This is a genomic window from Faecalibacterium sp. AF10-46 (assembly GCF_003604105.1).
Classification (GTDB): domain Bacteria; phylum Bacillota; class Clostridia; order Oscillospirales; family Ruminococcaceae; genus Faecalibacterium; species Faecalibacterium taiwanense.
In genome coordinates this window covers 77,761-98,928 of sequence record NZ_QVGY01000004.1, presented here as the reverse complement: position 1 = coordinate 98,928, position 21,168 = coordinate 77,761, and the positions used below count along the sequence as shown (strand labels likewise).

Here is a 21,168-nt window from a genome sequence, read left to right as displayed (position 1 = left end):
GCGGCCGTAGCTCATCTGGTAGAGCGCCACCTTGCCAAGGTGGAGGTAGCGAGTTCGAGCCTCGTCGGCCGCTCCATTTTGTGGAAGTTTAGCTCAGCTGGGAGAGCATCTGCCTTACAAGCAGAGGGTCAGCGGTTCGAGCCCGTTAACTTCCACCATTTGGCCCGGTAGCTCAGTTGGTTAGAGCACCAGCCTGTCACGCTGGGGGTCGTCGGTTCGAGCCCGATCCGGGTCGCTTCGTCGAAAGTCCTGCAGTTCATCGGGCGGTCTTGCAAGCAAGACTGCCGTGATGAACGCCAGACTTTCTCCTCTTCCCCACAAAATCTTGCTTCGCAAGCTTTCGCGGGGGCCCCGAAATTCGAGAGAATCGCTCGGGAGGGTGCAGGGATAATTGCACCGCTTATGCCTCTGTAGCTCAGTCGGTAGAGCAGGGGACTGAAAATCCCCGTGTCATTGGTTCGATTCCGATCGGAGGCACCAGTCAAGGAAACCCAGCAGGGTTTCCAATATGCGGCCGTAGCTCATCTGGTAGAGCGCCACCTTGCCAAGGTGGAGGTAGCGAGTTCGAGCCTCGTCGGCCGCTCCAATACGAAGCCATCGTTGATGCAGAAATGCAAAAACGATGGCTTTTTTGTTGTTCCCCGTTACGGCTCCTTCCTGTGAAAAAAGAAAAGCCGGAAAATCCGCAGATTTTTCGGCTTTTGCAAATATGAAAATAATGATTCCGCTGATATTGTCAGAGCGCGATCCGTGCGCGGAGACAATTTTAAATCGTTTCTTACAGGATCACATTTTTAATGAGCAGCGAAATGCTGCCGTCGTCGCTGTGCAGAAATTCCACCTCGTTGTCCGAGTTGAGCAGTTCGGTGGGAATCTTCACCTCAATGCCGTTGGCGGTGTGGATGCTGCGGCTCTCCATGCGGCGGATGCGCGCGGGGGTCACAGTCACGGGCTGCTCAGGCGCTTCCAGCACATCACTCTTTTCCACATAATCATCAAAGGGCACGGCGGCAAGGGGATATTCCTCTTCCAACTGCTGACGCACCTGCTGGATGGATACCTGATTGTCGTTGTCAACGGCCTGATTGGCGATCAGCATCGCGACCTGAGCCTCTACGTGGGGCTGGTCAGCATAGTTTTCCTGCACGGCCTGAACAGCGGCTTCCTGAATGGCCTGCAGCTTCTTTTTCTCCGGCTGAGCGGTGGTGTACTGGAACACCACAGTGGAAAGATAAAAATCCTTGTGCCCGTCGATATCAAATTTTTTTTCCAGCAGCTTCATGGAGTAGTCGGTCAGATTGACAAGGGCACCTTCCTCCACCTTGCCGCTCTGGCTGGGCAGGCAGGCCCGCTGCTGTATGATGGAGTTCACCGGGGCACCCTCTACGGTCTCGGTGTAGTGGGTGTAGCCGTTTTTGTAGTTCAACTTCAGGATGCCCAGCCACGGCTCACCATCGCGGGTAAAATCCACCACGGCAAGGTCTGCCCCCGGAATGGTGGTGTGCGCGTGCATATAGTCGAACAGAACGCCCGCGATGCGGCAGGAGAGATCCACAAAATCGTGGTTGTGCTCCAGCTCGTTTTTAAAGGCGGAATCCGGCAGCGGGCGGCACTGGCGGATATCGTCGCTGGCAAGCAGCTTTTCGATGTGGTACTGGAAATAGGCGGTCTTTTCGGCGGTCATTTCCATGCCGCTGCCGCTGAGTACAGGCGCATCCATGGTGGTGTCCAGCACGTGCAGAATGGCCTGATGAATGATGATCTCCATGGGAGTTACCTCGTTTTTATAAGAATCTCTTTGGCATACAGTATAGCACAGCCCGGCCCAAAAGGCGAGAGCACATCTTGTAAACCGCCTGCAGGAATGCTACAATAAGGGCAGGAAACCACGCAGGAAAGGGGACAAAAACCATGGAATTCCGTGATAAGCCAATGGAAAACCTCATCCGCCTTCAGGAAAAGGATATCTGCAAAAATGCCCGCGCGCTGCTGCTGGACGGTGAGAGCATCGTGGGTGCCTACAAGACGGTGCGCGATCAGGTGATCTTTACCACCCACCGCATCATCATGGTGGATATGCAGGGCGTTACCGGAACCCGGCAGCAGATCTTTGTGCTGCCGTACCGCAAGGTGCTGCACTTCGGGATCCAGACGGCAGGCTTTGGCGACCCGGTGCAGGCATCGCAGCTGACCGTCTGCTTTGCGGACGGACACGAGGCAAAGTTTGGCTTTATCGGCCAGCAGGAACTGTTTGCGGTCGCCAACGCCATCAGCCGGTGCATCCTGTAAATAACTCCTTTAAAACAGCAGGCTCCCCGCCCGAGACCGGACAGGGAGCCTTTTGCTGTATATGAAATAGGAGAATAGGAGAATGGCAGAATTAGCAGCGGCTTGTTTTGCGCACCAGCTGTTCGTGCATGAATACCATGAGCACCAGCAGTGCCAGCAGGTAAAAAGGGAACAGTGCCGGAGTGATGTTGTTTGCCAGCAGGCCGAACAGCGGCGGCATGGCCAGATTGCCCAAATAGGCGCTTGCCATCTGGATGCCGATGACCGCCTGCGATCTGTCCGCACCGAAGTGTTCCGGCGTGGAGTGGATGATGCTGGGATAGATGGGCGCACAGCCAAGCCCCACAAGAACAAGACCGCTCAGGGCAAGGATCTGCGGCCCGGGCAGCAGCAGAGCCAGCACCCCTGCGGCCAGAATGCACTGACCCATGCGGATCATCTGCGTATCGTTGAATTTCAGGGTCAAAAAGCCGCAGGCGGCGCGCCCGGCAGTGATGCCGATGTAGAACAGGCTGGCAAAGCTGGCGGCAGTGTCGGCGGCAACGCCTTTCGTCAGCGTGAGGTAGCTGCTGGCCCACAGACCGGCCGTGGTCTCCAATGCACAGTAGCAGAAGAAGCACAGCATCACCTCTCTGGCACCCGGCAGGCAGAATACCTGTCCAAGGCTCAGCGCCTGCGGCGAAGCAGCTTCGGCTTCAGTGCCTGCAGTACGGCCCTGCCATAGCGGCAAACTGAAAAAGAGCACTGCGCTCAGCAGGATCTGGAGCAGGGCAATGTACTGGTAGCCGGATGTCCACGGCCCGCCGCCTGCCAGCACCCGGCCCATGACCATGGGGCTGATCATGGTGCCGATGCCCCACATGCAGTGCAGCCAGCTCATGTGGCGGCTTTTATAATGTAAGGCAACATAGTTGTTCAGGGCCGCGTCTACGCTGCCTGCGCCCAGCCCGTAGGGCACGGCCCACAGGCAGAGCATCCAGAACTGTGTGGAGATCGAAAAGCCGAACAGCGCGGCAGCTGTCATGGCCACACTGAGGACGGTCACTTTTCCAGTGCCCAGCGCACGGGTGAGCCGGTCGCTGTTCAGGCTGGAAACGATGGTGCCAAAGGAGATAATCATGGAGATCAGCCCCGCATAGGACACCGGCACACCGAGCGCCGGATACATGGAGGGCCACGCCGACCCCAGCAGGGAATCCGGCAGGCCCAGACTGATGAACGAGATGTAAATGATCGGAAGCAGAAGCTGTACCATAAATCTTGAGTTCCTCCGGGAAGCATGTTATACTTGCAATGCATCGTGTGCTTTGCTGATGTAATAATATCACACATCGGAGCGGAATATTAGGATAAAAACGCCCGATTGGTACAACAAAACCGGCGCGGATGCGGATGTGCACCTTGACGGAAAGGAGATGGCAGACTGTGGCTTTTCAGACCAGCTGTGCAGCAGCGGGCGGGCTCAACTGCCCGCCGGATATTGTGGCGGATAGCGAGGGCAGGGAGCTGGTGCAGCACGGCAGCGCACTGTTTCCCATTGCCTGCTATGAAGAGGACCTCAAAAGCTACTCGGTAGCATGGCATTGGCATGAAGAGTTTGAATACATCCTTGCCGTAAAAGGTCCGCTGGCGGTGGACGTGAACAAAGCCCGTCTGATTTTGCAGACCGGGCAGGGCGTGTTTGTCAATTCCGGAGTGTTCCATGCGGTGGAGCAGGCTGAGACCGGGGATGCTCTGCTGCATTCCGGGGTATTCCATCCGCGCCTGATCGGCGGCATGGATACCATCTTCTGGCAAAAGCTCGTACACCCGCTGCTTCAGCCGGGAGCACCGGCGTTCTTTCTGCTGAACGAGGCACACGACGGGCAGAAGGCCGTGCTCTGCCATTTGCGGGAAGTCTGGGACGCAGTGGCCCAAGAGGTCTTTGACTATGAGAATCAGGCGCGGTACCATCTTTCGGCGGCGGTGCATCTGCTGGGAATGCAGTGCGAGGGTGGAAAAACAAAGGTCTCTCAGCAGGAGCAGATCGCGGCCCAGCGCATGAAACAGATGCTGCGTTTTGTGGAAGAGCATTATGCTGAGGAACTAAACGTGGAGCGCATTTCCGACTGTGTGGCCCTGAGTGAGAGCGCCTGCCTGCGCAGCTTCCGGCAGCTGCTGGGGATCACACCCATCCAGTATGTCAAGCAGTACCGCATTGAAAAGGCCGCCGAGCTGCTGCTTTCCACCAGCATGAAGATCGGCGAGATCGGTGCCGACTGCGGCTTTTCGGATACCAGCTACTTTACAAAGACCTTCCGGGAGATCAAGCACTGCACGCCCAGAGAGTACCGTCAGAAGTTTGCAGGAAGAGAGCAGTCTCTTTCAAGGCGGGACGGCGGCAGAGCCAGTGCACCGGCTGAAACAGCGTTATAAAAAGGAGAATCGGAAACAATGCAGCGTAGTTTGACCAAAGGCCCCATCACCGGCAGCATTTTGCTGTTTGCTCTGCCGATGATGCTGGGCAATCTGCTGCAGCAGATGTACAACATTGCGGATACATGGGTAGTGGGCCGCTTTCTCGGCGCAGACGCGCTGGCGGCAGTGGGCTCGTCCTATACCCTCATGACCTTCCTCACCTCTATTTTGCTGGGCCTGTGCATGGGCAGCGGTGCGGCCATTTCCATGCAGTATGGCAGCGGCGAGCAGGACCGGATGCGGCAGAGCGTGTTCCTTTCGTTCGTCCTCATTGCAGGCATCTCGCTGGTGCTGAACGTGCTGGTGTATCTGGGACTGGACGGAATCCTGTGGGTGCTGCGGGTGCCGGAGGAGCTGCGCCCCCTGATGAAGGAATACCTGCTCATCATCTTTTTGGGCATTACGGCTACTTTTTTGTATAACTACTTTGCAAACCTGCTGCGCGCCATTGGCAACTCGGTGGTGCCGCTGCTGTTTCTGGCGGTTTCGGCGGTGCTGAACGTCATTCTGGACCTTGTGTGCGTGCTGGTGCTGAACTGGGGAGTGAAGGGCGCGGCGGGCGCAACAGTGTTCTCGCAGTTCGTGTCCGGCATTGGCATCGTGTTGTACACTCTCAAAAAATTCCCGCAGTTGTGCCCCAAAAAGGCCGACTGCCGCTGGGACAAAAAGAATCTGGATATCATCCTCAATCTGTCCGTCATGACCAGTGTCCAGCAGTCCATCATGAACTTTGGCATCCTGATGGTGCAGGGTCTTGTGAACAGCTTTGGCACCGTGATCATGGCGGCGTTTGCGGCGGCGGTCAAGATCGATTCCTTTGCCTACATGCCGGTGCAAGACTTCGGCAATGCGTTTTCCACCTATGTGGCCCAGAACTACGGCGCGGGCCAGACCGACCGCATCAAAAAGGGCATCCGCAGTGCGGGCCTGTGCAGCGCAATGTTCTGCGTGTGCATCAGCGTGCTGGTGTGCGCCTTTGCTTCGCCGCTCATGAGCATCTTCATCGACCCGGGCGAAGGGGCCATTATTGCAGCCGGTGTGCACTACCTGCGCATTGAGGGCGCGTGCTACATTGGCATCGGCATTCTGTTTTTGCTGTACGGCTATTACCGCGCCGTCAACCAGCCGCAGATGTCGGTGGTGCTCACCATTGCATCGCTGGGCACCCGCGTGGCGCTGGCCTATCTGCTTTCGGCCACGCCGCTGGGCGTTACCGGCATCTGGCTCAGCGTGCCCATTGGCTGGGCGCTGGCAGATGCCATTGGCATTGGATACTACCTGAAAAAGAAGCGCTAAAAAAGCAAATAGCACAAAAACAGGAACCCGGAACCTTCTTGAGCCGCTTGGCTCGGAACAGGTTCCGGGTTCCTACTTTTGCACGATGCTAGCGCATTTTTATTTTGCAACAGCCCCTTTTTTGCTCTGTGAGAAAGCAGGCATCAGCCTGCAGCGTCCAGAACGACCTTTTTATGATTGAAGTATTCCGCCAGAGCTTCGTTCTGCCAGTATTCACCGTCATCTTCGGATGCGGCAAGAAGATCATCCTCAAACGGCGGGCAGGGCGGCAGAAGCCCCGGAAGAACACAGACATCAGAAGGTGTCAGAAGAAGCTCCAGACGTTCCTGATAAGCCTGTTCATGCCGGTCTGCAGAGCCATCGACAATGGCAGTGATTGCCTTGCCGGAGGTAAGCCGCTGGAGAGAGGGCAGAGGATCCTCCGGTCCCACCAGACCGACGGCCAGCATGAGGATGCCTGCCAGAAAGAAAGCTGCCCGGTGGGATGGTACAGCAAGAAAAGCGGGCAGCCCTGATGGCTCGGAACGGGTGTGTTTGAACCAGTTGATCCAGTAATAGAGGATTGCAAAAATGCACCAGTAGGAGCTGTAGCAGTAAATGTTGATCTGACGCCCGGAGCCGATGTAGCCCATAGCATACAGCGGCGGGGTGTACTGCGAAGCGTAAAGGCCAAAGATCAGAGTACTTGCCAGCACCGGATGCCGGAACGGAAGGATGCGGCGATCCGGCAGGCAGTAGAAAAACACCCCGGCGATCGCAAACAGGACGATCTGAGGTAGATTGACCCAGCTCATCACCCAGATAACAGCGTTGGACAGAGAAAGAAGAATGGCCAGCACGGGGGAAATGGATGCCTCGCGGGCAGCCCGGACAGCGTTTCCGGGCGCAAGAACGCTGATTGCAAAGGAAACCAGCAGGATCAGAAGAATCACAGCAAGGCGGAACCGGCCGGGCTTTTTGAAAAATAACCATGCGGCGCAGAGAACAGAGGCGATGAAGCTGGTGGTCAGGGCGGTGCTGTAATTTCCGCCGCCGATCAGAACCGCAAGCAATGCACAGCACCCAGTCAGCACCGGATGCACTTTTTTGCCGGCGTCCAGCAGCAGGGTACCGATCCCGGCAAAAAAGAGAAGCGAAAACGAATAAAAGACCGCATAATAGGAAGCGCCGTTGAACCAGTAAAACGCCTGCGCCTGATTGGTCACCATCTGAACTGAGAGCAGAAGCGTCAGCGCGGAGAGGATCACGGCCTGACTGCTTTTTCCGCCCAGAAGCCTGCAATAGACAAAATGCATCAGGACGAAGGTGGAAAGGCTCAGGCAGCCGATAATGATGAATGGGGTGAGAAAATAGGCAGACTCTGAAAAAGCCCCCGGCTGTAATGCAAATAGAAAAATTGCTGAAAACGTCCCCTGACAAGTGAAATAGTAGTCGCGCACCGTTTCCGCTGCAGCGGACAGAATCTCCGGGATCCCGCCGCCGGAAACAACCGCCCGATGCACAAGCAGTCCGTATGTAAAATCGTCTGCCAGAGGGTGACAGTAAGATGAAAACAGGAAAATCGGGATCAATGAGATCAGATAGAGAAGAACGGCCAGAAAGGCGATCCTGGATGGCATCAGTGCGGCACCGAACCTCCGGTGCAGGCGCTGGAAACGGGTCGAATGCATGAAAAACCTCCTGAAATAAAGTACAAAATGACATACCTGTAGTATAACAGAAAAAACCGGCAGGAAAAGTGTTTGCCCACAAAAAAATCTGGTCTCCTGCACAAAAGCAGGAAACCAGACCGGGAAAAAGCGCTTACCGCTTGATATCGTAGTTCATGTTCATCAGGTTGCGGATAGTGCTCACATCATCGGTGATGTTGGCATCGCCGTGGATGGTGTGCTTGATGGCACTGCTTGCCACCGCAAAGTTGATCATATCCATGGCTCTGTAGTTGTGCAGCATGGCGTAGATCAGGCCGCTGGCAAAGGCATCGCCGCCACCCACGCGGTCAAGGATATTAAAGGTGAACAGCTTGCTCTCGAAGGTGTGGCCGTCGTACCACATGAAAGCCTTCAGGCTGTTCTCGCTGCCGCTGTGCGCATAACGCACATGGCGGGCAATGCACTTGAGGTTGGGATACCGCTCGATGAAGTGCTGGAAAATCTCGTCCTGCTGCTCATAGCTGGGCTGCAGAGGCACGCCGTCCTTCCAGTCGCCCTTGGAGTGGTCGCTCTCATCCTTCCACAGGTGGTACGGCTCAATGCCAAGCAGCACATCCACATAGGGCAGGCACTCGGTGCAGAAATCGCGGGCTTCTTCCCAGCTCCACAGGGTGGAGCGGAAATTGCCGTCGAAGCTGACGGTCAGGCCCTTGTTTTTGGCGACCTTGAGCATATCCAGAATGAGGGTGCGGCAGTTGGGTGCCAGTGCCGGGGTGATGCCGCTCAGGTGCAGCCAGTCGTAGCCGTCCAGCAAAGCATCCAGATCCACCTGCGAGAAATCGTACTCAGTAATGGCACTGTGCTTGCGGTCATAGATGACCTTGGACGGGCGGATGCCGTAGCCGGTCTCCAGATAATAAGTACCCAGACGGTTGGAAGGAGTCTCGTTCGGCTCGGTCAGGATCATAGGGGTGCAGTGCACGTCGTTGGAACGCAGCCAGCGCACGGCGCTCTTGCCCAGACTGTTGTTGGGCACCACGCTGAAGAAGGTACTGTCCACACCAAGGTTAGCCAGTGCCAGTGCAATGTTGGCCTCGCTGCCGCCGTAGCTGGCCTCAAAGCCGGATGCCATACGGATCTTCTCGTAGTTCGGCGGGGTCAGGCGCAGCATGATCTCACCGCAGGTGATGAATTTCTGGCCGGTGGTATCGTTGCCAAGGATCGGGTTGAAATGTTCCATAACGCTCCTCCTGATATTTACAGCTCATCAGAGCTCTGTTAACACATCGTTGTATCCATTATAACCCGGCCCGGATGGGATTGCAAGCACTTCCGCGGGGATGAAAGAGAAAATAATCAGCCTTTTTTGGGAGATTTGACGAATTCATACCCCTGTCAAGTCGAAAGAAGGCGTATACTCTTCCTTTGCGCTGCTCTTCTGCTGCATGTAGCCCTGCGCCAGTCCCTTGTCTATGGCATAGTTGACCACCCGGCGGTATTCATAGGTGGTAATGCGCCGTCCGATGCCGTGCTCTGCGGCTTTGTAAAACGGTGTGTACTGGCTCATGACGCTGGGGATGAAGCATCCGGGGTCTGCATCGTTCCACGCGGCCATCTGGTCAAGCACCGCAAAGCTGTCGTCAACATGGCCGGGCAGGGCAAGGTGCCGCAGAATGACCCCCTTTTGCAGGATGCCCTCTGCATTGAACACCGGGTGCCCGGCCTGTGCCATCATGGCTTCAATGGCGGGCTTTGCCTGCGCAAAATAGTCCGGTGCAGAGGAAAGCTCTGCCGAGAGGGCGGAGGAGACGTATTTCAGGTCGGCCAGCCAGATGTCGATGTATCCGCGCCATGCTTCCACGCTTTCCACCGTTTCGTAGCCGCCGGTGTTGCATACGATGGGCAGATGCAGGCCCTTAGCCCGGGCAATATCCAGCGCGGCAATGATCCAGGGCCGCCACTGGCCGGGCGTGACTAGATTGATGTTGTTGGCACCCTGCTCCTGCAGATTCAGGAAAATCTCTGCCAGATGTTCCAAGCTGATCTCTTTGCCAAGGCCCTCGGCGCTGATGGGATAGTTCTGGCAGAAGCAGCATTTGAGGGTGCAGCCGGAAAAGAACACCGTGCCGCTGCCCTTTGTGCCGCTGATGCATGGCTCCTCCCAGTAGTGCAGGGCAGCGCGGGCTGCTTTTAAGGTGCCGCCCGCGCCGCAGAAACCGGTGCGTCCGGCAGCACGGTCGGCCCTGCACCGGCGCGGGCAGAGGGTGCAGGAAGAGGGAATGGAGACGAAATCGCTTTTCGGCATAATATCCAAAGTCCTTTGCTGAAAGTTTGTCAGCCCCAGTATACCACTTTTCGCCCCGGACGTGCTATACTATAAGATAAGGAAAAAATAATACATATGGAAAGCAACATCTTTGCAAGGTCCGTGTGGCGGACTGCGGCGGAGAGAACGTTGTGATGGAGGAGACCATGCGCACCGAAACCGATGAGATCCGCGATAATCTCAAGTACCTGACCCTGCTCTCGCGGGATTATCCTTCGCAGGCGGCGGCAGCCAGTGAGATCATCAGCACGCAGGCACTGCTCAAGCTGCCCAAGGGTACCGAGCACTTCATGAGCGACCTGCACGGCGAGAATGAAGCTTTTGTGCATATTCTGAATTCCGCCTCCGGTGTCATTCGCGAAAAAGTGGATCAGGTGCTGGGCGATACCGTGCCGAAGCATACCCGCGCCGAGCTGGCAACGCTGATCTATTACCCCAACGAAAAGCTGCCCCAGCTCAAGGCACGCTGTACTAGCGAGGAAGCACTGAATCAGTGGTACACCGAAACGCTGCTGAGGCTCATTGATATCTGCCGTCTGGTGTCCTCCAAGCATACCCGCGACCATGTGCGCAGATGCCTGCCTGCCAGCTGCGGCTACATTCTGGACGAGCTGCTCCACGCCCATTTTGAGGATCACGACAAGGACCTGTACTACGGCCAGATCGTGGGCAGCATCATTGAAAATGGCCGCGCCGACCGCTTTATCGTGCGGCTGTGCGAGCTGATCAAGCATCTGGCAGTGGACAAGCTGCACATCGTGGGCGACCTGTTCGACCGCGGCCCACGCCCGGATATCATCCTCGATCTGCTCATGCGCCACCACAATGTGGATATCCAGTGGGGCAACCACGATGTAGTATGGATGGGTGCCGCTGCGGGCAGCCCCATCTGCATCTGCACGGTGCTCAAGACCACGCTGGCTTATCATAACCACGGAATGCTGGAGGACTGCTACGGCATCAACCTGCGCCATCTGCAGCGCATGGCCGAGCAGTTCTACGGCAATGATGATCTTTCCATCTGGATGCCTCATACCGATGCGGCCCGCGGCCCCTACACCAGGGGAATGCTGCACCGCTGTGCCGTGATGCACAAGGCCATCAGCATTCTGATGTTCAAGCTGGAGTGCCATGTCATCGACCGCAACCCGGACTTCCAGATGCAGGAGCGAGATTATCTGCGCCGCATCGACTGGGAAAAGCACACGGTAAAGATCGGCGAAAAGGAGTATCCGCTGCGGGATACCTCGTTCCCCACGGTGGACCCCGCCGACCCGGCCACACTGCACCCGGATGAACAGCTGGTGCTGCGCAAGCTGGTGCAGTCCTTCCGCCAGAGCGAAAAACTGCAGCAGCATGTGGAATTTCTCTATGCAAAGGGCAGCGTGTACCACATTGAGAACGGCAACCTGCTCTACCATGGCGCTGTGCCCATGACCAGCCGCGGCACCTTTGCCATGGAGCGCTTTGAGGGCCACCGCTACTCCGGCCGCGCACTGATGGACTACTGTGATGCCCGCGCCCGCCGAGGCTACTATGCGCCGGAAGGCAGCGCTGCCCGCCAGAGCGGACAGGATTTTTTGTGGTATCTGTGGTGCGGCAAGCTTTCGCCGCTGTTTGGCCGCAGTGCCATGACCACCTTCGAGCGGCTCTATGTAGAGGACGCTTCCACCCACACCGAGGTGAAGGACCCCTATTATACATGGTATAACGATGAGGCCGTCTGCCGCCGCATTCTGGCCGAGTTTGGCCTGCCCGGTGCCAGCCACATCGTCAACGGCCACGTGCCGGTGCGGGAAAAGAACGGCGAAAGCCCCATCAAGGGCGGCGGACGGCTGGTGGTGATCGACGGCGGTTTCTGCCGTGCCTACCACGAAAAGACCGGCATTGCGGGCTACACGCTGGTGTATTCCAGCCGCACCATGTCCCTGCGTACCCATCAGCCCTTTGAAAGTGCCGAGAAAGCGGTGAAGGATAATCTGGATATCATTTCCCAGAAAAACATTCTGGAAACCGAAAATCATCGCATTCTCGTGGAGGACACCGACGAGGGCGAGGTGCTGCGGGAGCGTGTGCACGACCTCAAGCAGCTGGTGGCTGCCTATCAGCTGGGCTGGATCACTGAGACTCGGTGCGAAGACCACATCTGGTAAAGAAAGCGCAACAGCAATGGATCTGGTTTTTGTAAAATACCTGAAAAAGAAATCAAAATTTTGGAATATCCTGCGCGAAAATGGGCAAAACAGAAAATAATAAAACAACACCAAGCGGGGCTTTGCTTTTTTGTGAAAGTTGTGTATAATAAGATAGCTGTACGTGTACGGCCTTATGGCCCATGCACATCAGGCAGCTTTTATGGAAAATGCTTTCAGGAACCTTAACAGGCCTGCGGCTGCGGGCCTCCGACAAGGAGATCATAAAATTGGAGAAATTTGTTATTACGGGCGGCAAGCCCCTGCACGGCGAAGTTACCATTTCGGGTGCCAAAAATGCGGCGGTGGGCGTCCTGCCTGCAACCATTCTGGCAGCGGATGTCTGTGTGATCGAGAATCTGCCGGATATCAGTGATGTGGCGGTGAGCCTGAAGATCCTCAGCGTTCTGGGCGCACAGATCAAAATGATCAACCGCAACACCTACGAGATCGATACCACCCATCTGAACGGTACCAACGTCCCGGACGACCTGTCCCGCCAGATGCGCGCCAGCTACTACTTTCTGGGCGCACTGCTGTCCCGTTTTGGCAAGGCTCAGGTGGCCATGCCCGGCGGCTGCAACCTCGGCCCCCGCCCCATTGACCAGCACCTGAAGGTGTTCAGTGCTCTGGGCGCAGAGGACAGCGTGGACTACGGCATGATCACCGTGCGCGCCAAGGAGATGAACGGTGCACACATCTTCTTTGATAAGGTCAGCGTGGGCGCTACCATGAACGGTATGCTCTCCGCTGTAATGGCCAAGGGTCAGACCATTCTGGAAAACTGTGCCAAGGAACCCCATGTGGTGGATCTGGCAAACTTCCTGAATATGTGCGGTGCGAACATCCGCGGCGCAGGCACCGATGTGATCAAGGTGCGCGGTGTGGAAAAGATGCACGGCTGCACCTACAGCATCATCCCGGATCAGATCGAGGCTGGCAGCTACATGGTGGCTGCTGCTGCCACCGGCGGCGATGTTCTGGTGAAGAACGTCACCCCCAAGCATCTGGAACCCATTACCGAAAAGCTGCGCCGTGCAGGCGTGGAGGTGGAAGAATTTGACGATGCTGTGCGTGTGCGCCGCACCGGCGATATTCTGCCGCTGAAGATCAACACGATGCCGCATCCCGGCTTTCCCACCGACATGCAGCCCCTGATGGGCGTGCTGCTGAGCGTGGCCAAGGGCACCAGCACCGTGACCGAGAGCGTGTGGGACAACCGCTTCCGCTATGTGGACGAGCTGCGCAAGATGGGTGCCAACGTGCAGGTGGACGGTCAGGTGGCTGTGTTTGAGGGCGTGGATAAGCTCACCCCTGCACCGCTGCGCGCACTGGATCTGCGTGCAGGCGCTGCCATGGTGGTGGCTGCCCTGATGGCAGATGGCACCAGTGAGATCGAGGAGATCGGCCACATCGAGCGCGGCTACGAGAATATCGTGGAAAAGCTGCGCGGTCTGGGTGCAGACATCAGCAAGGTGGAGCGTATGCCCGCTGCACTGGATCAGGCACTGTAACTTATAAAAAGCAAACAGCCTGCTGCATATGCGGCGGGCTGTTTTTGAGTGTATCAGAGGTTTTTCATGGCAGAATTCATCTCGTTATATTCGGGTTCCTCCGGCAACAGCAGTGTGGTGCGCTGCGGGCAGCGGTATCTCATTGTGGATATGGGCAAGGGCGTGCGTACTACCTCGACGGCGCTCAAGGCGCTGGGCCTTGCCGTCAGTGACTGCGACGGCATCCTTGTCACCCACGAGCACAGCGACCATGTGAAGGGGCTTTCCACCTTCCTCAAAAAGAACACGCTGCCGGTGTACGGTGCAGCGGCAACGCTGGATTTTCTGGACAGCAACGGCATCGTACCGGCCAGCTGTGAGCTGCACGAGCTGGAAGGCAGGGAAGAGGACGTGGGCGCGTTTGGCGTGCAGAGCTTTCCCACCAGCCACGATGTGCCCTGTGTGGGCTACCGTATCCACACCCCGGACGGCAAGACCATGACCATTGCAACCGACCTTGGCGTGCTCACGCCGCCGGTGCACGAGGCGCTTTCCGGCTGCGACCTTGTGGCACTGGAGAGCAATTACGACCTGCACATGCTGCGCAGCGGGCCATACCCCTATTACTTACGGGCACGCATTGAAAGCACCCGGGGCCACCTTTCCAACGACGAGTGCTCGGCAAAACTGCTGGAACTCATTCAGGAAGGGTGCAAAAAGTTTGCGCTGTGCCATCTTTCGCAGGAGAACAACACGCCTGCGCTTGCCCTGCAGACCGTGTTCAACACGCTGGGCGCGGCGGGCGTTGTGCCGGAGAAGGACTGCATCGTGCAGGCACAGCGCCGCAACGAAATGAGTCCGGTATTAGAGTTTTAAATAAAACAAACGGCAATGCATTTGCATTGCCGTTTGTTTTATTCAGCTGCTTTCTGTGTACGGATGTCATCGCCTGCAAAAAGGCAGGGGACAAAGGCAGAAAGGCGGCTGGAAATTTTTTCGGTATACAGCTTTTCCAGCAGAGCACCGTCAGTGATGTTGGTGGTGACGATGGTGGGCAGCTTTGCACCCAGCCGGTTGTTGAGCAGACTGTACAGACTGCTGATGAGGAAGGCGGAGTTGAACTCCGAGCCAAGATCATCCAGAATGAGCAGATCGGCCCCGGCAGCGGTCTGCATCAGCGTTTCCTCCTCGCCTGCCGGGTCTGCACCAAAGTGCAGCCCTTCCAGCTTGGAGAAAAAGTCCGGGCTGGAAACATAGATCACATCGTAGCCCTTTTCCAGCACGATGCCCGCAATGGCAAGGGCTGCGTGGGTCTTGCCAAGGCCCGCATTGCCAAACAGCATCAGGCTCTCGCTGTGGTGGTCAAACTCTTCCGCGTAGCTGCGTAGGTCTGCCAGCATATCGGCCATGTAAGGGCGGATGGAACCGCCCACCTTTTCATCGGCACGGTTCGGGTAATAGCGCAGCTCCATGGTGTCAAAGCTTGCAATGGACAGGCTGGACAGCGCCTCGATCTCCTTGCGGCGCAGCTGCTGCATCACCTTGTGCACGCACTCACAGGTGCGGCCATTCACGCTGCCGGTGTCCTGACATTTGGGGCAGACAAAGCGCGGCTCCAGTGCATCAGCGGGCCGTCCGCTTTGTGCCAGCAGGGCGGTCAGCTTCTGCTTTGCATCGGCAAGGGCGGCGGCAGCTTCGGTGCGGTCCTTGCCCGCAGCACCGGCCAGTGCGCAGCGGATGCCCCGCACCCGCACCTCTTCTTCTGCATGGCGCAGGGCGGGAATGGCGGCTTCGGCTTCGGCGCGGGCATCCTCGGCTCTGGCTCTGGCCACCTGCCGCCGGGCGGCCACGGTGCGCATGGCTTCCTGATACAGTTCGTTTTTGGTACGCATGGCTCCTCCTTATTCCGGCTTCTTTTTCAACGGACGGCGGCGGGCAGCGTTCTTGAGAAAATCGTTGCCGCTGGGGGCTTCGCGGTCTACCCGGAGGTTTCGGCTGGCACCCGCAATGGCCACCGGGCTGCGCACATCGTGCACGGTGCGCAGGCCCTTGGCGTTCCATGTTTTGAGGATACTGTTCCAGTACCACAGGTCGCGCTTGGCCCCGGCCTGCACGGCAGCTTCCTGCACCATGGCATCGTCGTAGCCGTAAACCTCGTACCAGCGTGCAATGGCCTTGCGCCCGCCAAGGGTCAGCTCGCTTTCCGGGATGTTCAGAAGGCCGCTGACATACTGCTCGCGGCTCTGGCGCAGTGCCAGCAGTTTGAGGTGGGCATCGGCCTGCTCACCGGTCTCCACGCCCTCGGTGCGCCACACCTTCAGCTCATGCACTACGGCGGCCATGGTGCTGCGGCCGGTGCTGGCAACGTAGGCGGTGCACAGCATCACGGTCTCCGGCGCAAAGCCCTCCTGCATATAAAGGTTGACCAGCTTTTCCATCTCCCTGTGGGTCAGCGGACGGGCAAAGCCGGTCTGTGCGCAGTCGATCAGGCTGGAGATCATGGGGTCGGTGCGGCTGGCCGCAGCGATCTCGGCCCAGGTCATGGGTGCGGGGGCGCTGGGTTCCTCGCCCGGTGCAGCGTTCTCTTCGTACCGCTCCAGCAGGCCAGCGCCTGCCCAGAAGGAGAGGGCGCTCTCGGCGCTGATGCGGCTGCGCAACTTGAGGTCGGCACAGATCTTGTCCGGGTCGGTGATGCCGGTCGCCAGCACATACAGAGCCACGCGCACATTGTATTCTTCGGCGATGCCCAGTTTGGAAAACACCAGCTGCGGCACTGCAATGGTATCGCCCTTGAGTTCTTTTAAACGATAGATCATGTTTTATTCCTTCGGCTTGTCCGGCTCGGCTTCGGCGGCAGGCGGCTCCCACGGGTCGCTGTCCATCATGCTGGGGCAGTTTTTCCAGCGGTCAGGATCGGCATTGAACGCGTCCTGCAAAAAAGCGGCTGTGGCCTCCCGGCCCTCGTCGGTGAGCGGAAACACCTTCTGCACCCGCAGGGCAGGGTCGGTCTTTTCAATGGTCCAGGGGTCCGGCCAGTAGTCCACGGTGAGGATGCTTTCCTCCTTTACGGCACCCTCGCCGCCGTCCGGGTCCGGCACGGTGCGCTTGCCGGGGATCATCCGGTATCGCAGGCCGTATTCGTTGCCGCTGTAGGAATTTTTGCATTTGAAGTAATGCAGCAGGGGAACAAAGATCATGGCAGAGTCCTTTCGTATTTTGCAGGGAGCGGCTGTAAGCAAAAACGGCAAACCGATATTCCACGGTTTGCCGTTTGTTTTTGGAGCAGGGTACGGGACCCGAACCCGCCGCCTGCTGCTTGGGAAGCAGCCGCTCTACCGGATGAGCTAACCCTGCAAGTTGCTCATTTATTGTAGCAAAGAGGGACGGGATTGTCAAGGGCCGGAGAATGTCAGTTTTTCTGGGCATCGGTCAGGTCCAGCACCGGCGTGAAGGGGTCGAACACAAGGCCGGTGATGCCGTCCGCCACCAGCAGACGCCTGTTCTGGCCCAGCAGCGGCACCACGGCGCAGCCTTCCAGCAGCTGGCGCTCACAATCGGCCAGCAGGGCACAGCGGGCGCTGCCGGTCTGCTGGGCACTCTCGGCCAGACGCTGAGAGTAGATGGGGTCGGACCAGCCGGTCAGGCCGCCGCCCTCGGCCGTGAACTGCTGCAGCATCTGGTATACGCTGCCGCCTTCGGCGCGGATGGGAGCCAGCGCAATGGTGTAGCTGCCCGCTGCAAGGCGTTTGTCGAACTCCTCCTGCGGAACCTCTTCCACTGAGAAGAAAAGGGAGCAGTCCTTCTGCCATGCGCCGTTGATCTGTTCGGCCAGTTCGGTCAGGCCGGCTTCCTTCGGCAGCAGGATGGTCACGCCGGAAAAATCCGAGCTGGCCATGCCCTGCCGTGCATTCAGGTACAATGTACGGGGGTCGGTGATGGTGGGCAGCGGGTTTCTGGCAGACTTGCGGTAATCGATGCCGTCTACGGAAAGGCCGGTGGGCACAAGACCCTCGGCAGCGGTGTACAGACCGGAAGAGGGCACATCCACATTCTCCCGGGCGATGCCGGCAAGCGCCTGCCGCAGTTCCTGATCGGAAAACACAGAACCTTCGGCGCTGTTGAACAGCAGTGCCCAGGTGGTGTCGGAGTAAGCCACCGACTGCAGCGAGGTATCCTCGCCGGTGTCGTCCAGCGCGGCGGAGCATTTTTCGTCTGCAATGAGCTGGGCGGCGCTCTTGCCGGTGCTGCCGGTGTTCTGCACCAGACGCAGACTGCCGATCATGGGGGAGGAGACATCCCGGCGCAGGAACAGGCCGCTGGCCGTCCAGTTGTAAAGATAGAAGCTGCCGCTGGAAAGGGTGGTCTTGGCGGTCAGGCCGTAGGTGCCGCGGGTGCTCTCAAAAAATGCTTCATCGCAGGGCATGGCACCGGGCAGGGTGAGCTTGGCAAGGAAGTTGTCGTCCTTTTCACTCAGGCGGAACACCAGCGTCAGCGGGCCGGCGGCCGAAACGCCCAGCGTGCTGGCATCGGCTGTGCCAGCCAGCACGGCAGCACTGTTCTCAAGGGCGGCAAACTCCACGGCATAAGGGGAATTTGTCTGCGGCTGGAATATGCGCCGGAATGCAAACACAAAGTCCTCGGCAGTGATGGTGTGATCCGTGGAAGCGCCCTTGACGGCCTTGTAGGTCAGGCCGTCCTTGATCTGGAAGGTGTAGGTCTTGCCATCGGAGGAGATCGTCCAGCTCTCGGACAGATCGGGCACGATCTCGCCATCCGCTTTTTTGCGGACAAGCCCGCTGTAAAGGTTCTCGCAGGCGATCACGTCCGGGACAGCAGAAGCCACCTGCGGGTCGAGGTTTGCGGGAATGGTATCCACGAACCATGTAAAGCTTGGCGCACTGGAACTGCTGCCGCAGCCGGTGAGCGCAAGCAGGAACGCAGCAGCAAGCACTGCTGCGGTAATACGGAAGAACTGTTTCAAGGGGATGACCTCATTCTATGGTATTTGCGAAAAAAGGCTTCTTGTATACAAAAAGCACTCTACTTCGACAAGTGTAGCAGAAACAGCGGCAAAATACAATTGCAGAATTGTGAATTTACCTTGCTTTTTGGGGCAAAAAGGGCGTTTTTCCGTTGCCAATTGCGACTAAATGGACTATAATGGTACAGCGAAACATCTCTGCACCCGTTTTGAGGTGCGTTCTGAATACGATATTATGGAGGAGGAACTGTTTTTATGCAGAAGGATCAGCAGAAACTGATTGAACTCATCAAAGGCAAAAAAGTGGCCTTCATTGGTGCCGGTGTCAGCCACAAGACCCTGATCAAGGAGTTTGTGGAGCTGGGTGCCCATGTGACCCTGTGCGACCAGAAAAAGAGCGTGGAGGACTTTGGCGATTACGCTGCCACCATCAAGGAGCTGGGCATCGACCTGAGTCTGGGCGAAAACTATCTGGATGGCTTCAAGGGTCAGGATATCATCATGCGCACCCCGGGCTTTGTGGGCTACTTTGAAAAGCCCCTGCAGGATGCCATGGCCGCAGGCACCATGGTCACCAGTGAGGTGGAGCTGTTCTTCGACTTCTGCCCCTGCGAGATCGTAGCCGTGACCGGCTCCGACGGCAAGACCACCACCACCACCCTGATCTCCAAGTTCTACGAGGCCGCAGGCCGCAAGGTGCATCTGGGCGGCAACATCGGCGCAGCTCTGCTGCCCATGCTGCCCGAGGTGGCTCCCGAGGATGTGGCTGTGGTGGAGCTTTCCAGCTTCCAGCTCATCAGCATGCATTCCAGCCCCAACATTGCCGTGGTGACCAATGTTACCCCCAACCATCTGGACCACCACAAGGACATGCAGGAGTACATTGATGCCAAGCGCAACATCCTGCTGTACCAGAAGCAGCCCTGCCGCGCTGTGCTGGGCTATGAGAACGAGATCAGCCGTTCCATGCAGTCCGACTGCAAGGGCAAGCAGGTGTGGTTCACCCGCCTGCACGATACCGACAACGGTGCCTTCCTGCGCAAGGAGGACAACATGCTCTGCATGGCCGAGGATGGCGTTGTGACCCCCTTCCTGGCCCAGAAAGATGTGAAGCTGCGCGGCCTGCACAACATTGAAAACCTGCTGGCTGCTGCCGCTGCCGTGTGGGGCGAGGTGCCCGTGGAAGCCATCCAGAAGGTGGGCAGCACCTTTACCGGTGTGGAGCACCGCATTGAGCCGGTGCGCACGCTGGACGGCGTGCTGTACTACAACGACTCCATCGGCACCAGCCCGACGCGCACCATTGCCGGTCTGCGCAGCTTTAACCAGAAGGTCATTCTGATCGCTGGCGGCTACGACAAGCACATTCCCTATGAGCCGCTGGCACCGGAAGTGGTGGCCCACGTGAAGAACCTTGTGCTGATGGGTGCCACCGGCCCCCGCATCGAAAAGGCTGTGCGCGAGGACCCGAACTTCAACGAAGCAGAGCTGCCCATCCAGCACGCCGACAACATGCAGCACGCTGTGGAGCTGGCCCGTGCCTGCGCAAAGCCCGGTGACATCATCATCCTGTCCCCGGCCAGCGCATCGTTTGACCTGTACCCCAACTTTGAGGTGCGCGGCCGCGAGTTCAAGAAGATCGTCAACGAGCTGAAGTGATCGCGCAGGTCAGCACAAAAGCCCACCGCGCCCGCTTTTTAAATGCCTGCCGGGGGAAATGGGTGCTGGGGGCGACCCTGCCGCTGGATCTTGCCCTTTTTAGCAAAAGCCAGCCGTGGCGATTCTATGCAGGGCCTACACTGGCGCTGGAACTCAGCGGCAGCACCGCATGGGCAGCAGGGCACGCAAACCCGGAAGAGCTGGCCAGCTTTCTGGCTTTCTGCGGGTGTGAGAGCATCATTTTAGACGAAAACGAATGCCCACCGCCTGCCGGGTGGTGCAAAGCTGAAACGCTGACTGTATTCGGCCTTGCACCCGGCAAGGCTCTGCCGCTGCCCGCTGCAGACGAGACTCTCTGGGCCGGACTGACCCTTGACAGAGAACCCTCTGCCATGGATGTGGCACGGGCGCTCTACCCGGCGGATACGGCAAAGCAGGAGGACTTTTACTCCGAACTTTGCACAAAGCGCACCCGCGGCAAAGCCCTTGTGTGGGCGCTGCGGCAGGGAAGTGAAACGATCTGCACGGTAGGGGCCTATGCCCTTGCGAACAGGCAGGCCTACATGGCCTGCGGGCAGACAGCCCGGCCTTTGCGGGGCAAGGGCATCGGCGGGCGGCTCATTGTGCAGATGGCGAACGAGCTTGCCGCCAAGGGGGAGCACCCGGTGTTTCTCTGCAGCCCGGAGCGGGTGCACTTTTATACCCGGCTTGGCTTTGAAAAGCTGGGGGAATATGCAAGATATGAACAAACTCCTTCAGTCAAAACCTGACGGTTTTGCCAGCTCCCTCAATGAGGGAGCCTTTGGCAGGACGGAAAAGCTTT

The 21,168-nt window shown here is 57.9% G+C and carries 17 protein-coding genes and 6 tRNA genes; 13 read left to right on the top strand and 10 right to left on the bottom strand.

Annotated elements, in window-relative coordinates:
* The 5 genes from DWV57_RS06390 to DWV57_RS06370 all read left to right on the top strand — a co-directional run bounded on the left by DWV57_RS06390 (position 1) and on the right by DWV57_RS06370 (position 586).
* Positions 1–76: transfer RNA gene (locus DWV57_RS06390), tRNA-Gly, on the top strand.
* 6 nt (positions 77–82) lie between these two features.
* A tRNA-Val gene (locus DWV57_RS06385) sits at positions 83–158 on the top strand.
* A gap of 3 nt (positions 159–161) precedes the next feature.
* Positions 162–235: transfer RNA gene (locus DWV57_RS06380), tRNA-Asp, on the top strand.
* A 169-nt stretch (positions 236–404) separates the two neighbouring features.
* A tRNA-Phe gene (locus tag DWV57_RS06375) sits at positions 405–480 on the top strand.
* Between the two features lie 30 nt (positions 481–510).
* Positions 511–586 (top strand) — tRNA-Gly (locus DWV57_RS06370).
* A gap of 192 nt (positions 587–778) precedes the next feature.
* Here DWV57_RS06370 and DWV57_RS06365 read toward each other — a convergent pair.
* Positions 779–1,768: a nucleoid-associated protein gene (locus DWV57_RS06365; RefSeq protein WP_120020294.1), complete on the bottom strand. Its 990-nt coding sequence runs from the start codon at positions 1,766–1,768 to the stop codon at positions 779–781.
* A 143-nt stretch (positions 1,769–1,911) separates the two neighbouring features.
* Here DWV57_RS06365 and DWV57_RS06360 point away from each other — a divergent pair, with 143 nt between their 5' ends.
* Entirely contained in the window at positions 1,912–2,289 is a 378-nt protein-coding gene (locus tag DWV57_RS06360; protein WP_097777588.1) for a PH domain-containing protein, read from the top strand.
* 91 nt (positions 2,290–2,380) lie between these two features.
* Here DWV57_RS06360 and DWV57_RS06355 read toward each other — a convergent pair whose 3' ends face one another.
* On the bottom strand, positions 2,381–3,544 hold the full coding sequence (locus DWV57_RS06355) for an MFS transporter (RefSeq protein WP_120020293.1): 1,164 nt from the start codon (positions 3,542–3,544) through the stop codon (positions 2,381–2,383).
* A gap of 170 nt (positions 3,545–3,714) precedes the next feature.
* Between DWV57_RS06355 and DWV57_RS06350 the strand changes: the two genes are divergently transcribed.
* Together DWV57_RS06350 and DWV57_RS06345 are read left to right on the top strand one after the other, a co-directional pair.
* Positions 3,715–4,704: a helix-turn-helix domain-containing protein gene (locus DWV57_RS06350; RefSeq protein WP_243112314.1), complete on the top strand. Its 990-nt coding sequence runs from the start codon at positions 3,715–3,717 to the stop codon at positions 4,702–4,704.
* Between the two features lie 18 nt (positions 4,705–4,722).
* Positions 4,723–6,042 (top strand): MATE family efflux transporter, encoded by a 1,320-nt coding sequence (locus DWV57_RS06345; RefSeq protein WP_120020291.1) that lies wholly within the window; start codon positions 4,723–4,725, stop codon positions 6,040–6,042.
* A 143-nt stretch (positions 6,043–6,185) separates the two neighbouring features.
* Here DWV57_RS06345 and DWV57_RS06340 read toward each other — a convergent pair whose 3' ends face one another.
* The 3 genes from DWV57_RS06340 to DWV57_RS06330 form a co-directional block, all read right to left on the bottom strand.
* Entirely contained in the window at positions 6,186–7,712 is a 1,527-nt protein-coding gene (locus DWV57_RS06340; protein ID WP_120020290.1) for a hypothetical protein, read from the bottom strand.
* Positions 7,713–7,845: 133 nt separating this feature from the next.
* Positions 7,846–8,934 carry a sugar kinase gene (locus DWV57_RS06335; RefSeq protein ID WP_005945787.1) on the bottom strand — a complete coding sequence of 363 codons (1,089 nt, stop codon included), beginning with the start codon at positions 8,932–8,934 and terminating at the stop codon, positions 7,846–7,848.
* 144 nt (positions 8,935–9,078) lie between these two features.
* Positions 9,079–9,999, bottom strand: a complete 921-nt coding sequence (locus tag DWV57_RS06330) for a radical SAM protein (RefSeq protein ID WP_120020289.1) — start codon at positions 9,997–9,999, stop codon at positions 9,079–9,081.
* Positions 10,000–10,154: 155 nt separating this feature from the next.
* Between DWV57_RS06330 and DWV57_RS06325 the strand changes: the two genes are divergently transcribed.
* The 3 genes from DWV57_RS06325 to DWV57_RS06315 all read left to right on the top strand — a co-directional run bounded on the left by DWV57_RS06325 (position 10,155) and on the right by DWV57_RS06315 (position 14,581).
* A complete protein-coding gene (locus DWV57_RS06325; protein WP_120020288.1) occupies positions 10,155–12,173 on the top strand; it encodes a fructose-1,6-bisphosphatase in 2,019 nt (672 codons plus the stop codon).
* A gap of 269 nt (positions 12,174–12,442) precedes the next feature.
* Positions 12,443–13,726: a UDP-N-acetylglucosamine 1-carboxyvinyltransferase gene (locus tag DWV57_RS06320; protein WP_242959267.1), complete on the top strand. Its 1,284-nt coding sequence runs from the start codon at positions 12,443–12,445 to the stop codon at positions 13,724–13,726.
* Positions 13,727–13,792: 66 nt separating this feature from the next.
* Complete coding sequence (locus DWV57_RS06315; protein ID WP_120020287.1) at positions 13,793–14,581, top strand: MBL fold metallo-hydrolase; 789 nt, start codon at positions 13,793–13,795, stop codon at positions 14,579–14,581.
* Between the two features lie 38 nt (positions 14,582–14,619).
* Here DWV57_RS06315 and DWV57_RS06310 read toward each other — a convergent pair whose 3' ends face one another.
* The 5 genes from DWV57_RS06310 to DWV57_RS06290 all read right to left on the bottom strand — a co-directional run bounded on the left by DWV57_RS06310 (position 14,620) and on the right by DWV57_RS06290 (position 18,686).
* On the bottom strand, positions 14,620–15,597 hold the full coding sequence (locus DWV57_RS06310) for an ATP-binding protein (protein ID WP_120020286.1): 978 nt from the start codon (positions 15,595–15,597) through the stop codon (positions 14,620–14,622).
* Positions 15,598–15,606: 9 nt separating this feature from the next.
* Positions 15,607–16,521, bottom strand: coding sequence for a DnaD domain protein (locus DWV57_RS06305; RefSeq protein ID WP_097777598.1), 915 nt, complete (start codon positions 16,519–16,521; stop codon positions 15,607–15,609).
* 3 nt (positions 16,522–16,524) lie between these two features.
* Positions 16,525–16,902 carry a hypothetical protein gene (locus DWV57_RS06300; RefSeq protein WP_118526057.1) on the bottom strand — a complete coding sequence of 126 codons (378 nt, stop codon included), beginning with the start codon at positions 16,900–16,902 and terminating at the stop codon, positions 16,525–16,527.
* 81 nt (positions 16,903–16,983) lie between these two features.
* Positions 16,984–17,059 (bottom strand) — tRNA-Gly (locus tag DWV57_RS06295).
* A gap of 55 nt (positions 17,060–17,114) precedes the next feature.
* A complete protein-coding gene (locus tag DWV57_RS06290; RefSeq protein ID WP_120020285.1) occupies positions 17,115–18,686 on the bottom strand; it encodes a peptide ABC transporter substrate-binding protein in 1,572 nt (523 codons plus the stop codon).
* A gap of 255 nt (positions 18,687–18,941) precedes the next feature.
* Between DWV57_RS06290 and murD the strand changes: the two genes are divergently transcribed.
* Entirely contained in the window at positions 18,942–20,345 is a 1,404-nt protein-coding gene (murD, locus tag DWV57_RS06285; RefSeq protein ID WP_005945808.1) for a UDP-N-acetylmuramoyl-L-alanine--D-glutamate ligase, read from the top strand.
* Entirely contained in the window at positions 20,342–21,115 is a 774-nt protein-coding gene (locus tag DWV57_RS06280) for a GNAT family N-acetyltransferase (RefSeq protein WP_120020284.1), read from the top strand. Before murD ends, DWV57_RS06280 begins: the two co-directional genes overlap by 4 nt.
* Positions 21,116–21,168: the final 53 nt, after the last annotated feature.

What these genes read in the sequence shown, in the direction of transcription:
- murD (WP_005945808.1), top strand. Translation starts at nt 18,942, where the DNA reads ATGCAGAAGGATCAGCAGAAACTGATTGAACTCATCAAAGGCAAAAAA.
- DWV57_RS06340 (WP_120020290.1), bottom strand. Translation starts at nt 7,712, where the DNA reads ATGCATTCGACCCGTTTCCAGCGCCTGCACCGGAGGTTCGGTGCCGCA.
- DWV57_RS06365 (WP_120020294.1), bottom strand. Translation starts at nt 1,768, where the DNA reads ATGGAGATCATCATTCATCAGGCCATTCTGCACGTGCTGGACACCACC.
- DWV57_RS06300 (WP_118526057.1), bottom strand. Translation starts at nt 16,902, where the DNA reads ATGATCTTTGTTCCCCTGCTGCATTACTTCAAATGCAAAAATTCCTAC.
- DWV57_RS06360 (WP_097777588.1), top strand. Translation starts at nt 1,912, where the DNA reads ATGGAATTCCGTGATAAGCCAATGGAAAACCTCATCCGCCTTCAGGAA.
- DWV57_RS06325 (WP_120020288.1), top strand. Translation starts at nt 10,155, where the DNA reads ATGGAGGAGACCATGCGCACCGAAACCGATGAGATCCGCGATAATCTC.
- DWV57_RS06310 (WP_120020286.1), bottom strand. Translation starts at nt 15,597, where the DNA reads ATGCGTACCAAAAACGAACTGTATCAGGAAGCCATGCGCACCGTGGCC.
- DWV57_RS06330 (WP_120020289.1), bottom strand. Translation starts at nt 9,999, where the DNA reads ATGCCGAAAAGCGATTTCGTCTCCATTCCCTCTTCCTGCACCCTCTGC.
- DWV57_RS06345 (WP_120020291.1), top strand. Translation starts at nt 4,723, where the DNA reads ATGCAGCGTAGTTTGACCAAAGGCCCCATCACCGGCAGCATTTTGCTG.
- DWV57_RS06355 (WP_120020293.1), bottom strand. Translation starts at nt 3,544, where the DNA reads ATGGTACAGCTTCTGCTTCCGATCATTTACATCTCGTTCATCAGTCTG.
- DWV57_RS06315 (WP_120020287.1), top strand. Translation starts at nt 13,793, where the DNA reads ATGGCAGAATTCATCTCGTTATATTCGGGTTCCTCCGGCAACAGCAGT.
- DWV57_RS06335 (WP_005945787.1), bottom strand. Translation starts at nt 8,934, where the DNA reads ATGGAACATTTCAACCCGATCCTTGGCAACGATACCACCGGCCAGAAA.
- DWV57_RS06305 (WP_097777598.1), bottom strand. Translation starts at nt 16,521, where the DNA reads ATGATCTATCGTTTAAAAGAACTCAAGGGCGATACCATTGCAGTGCCG.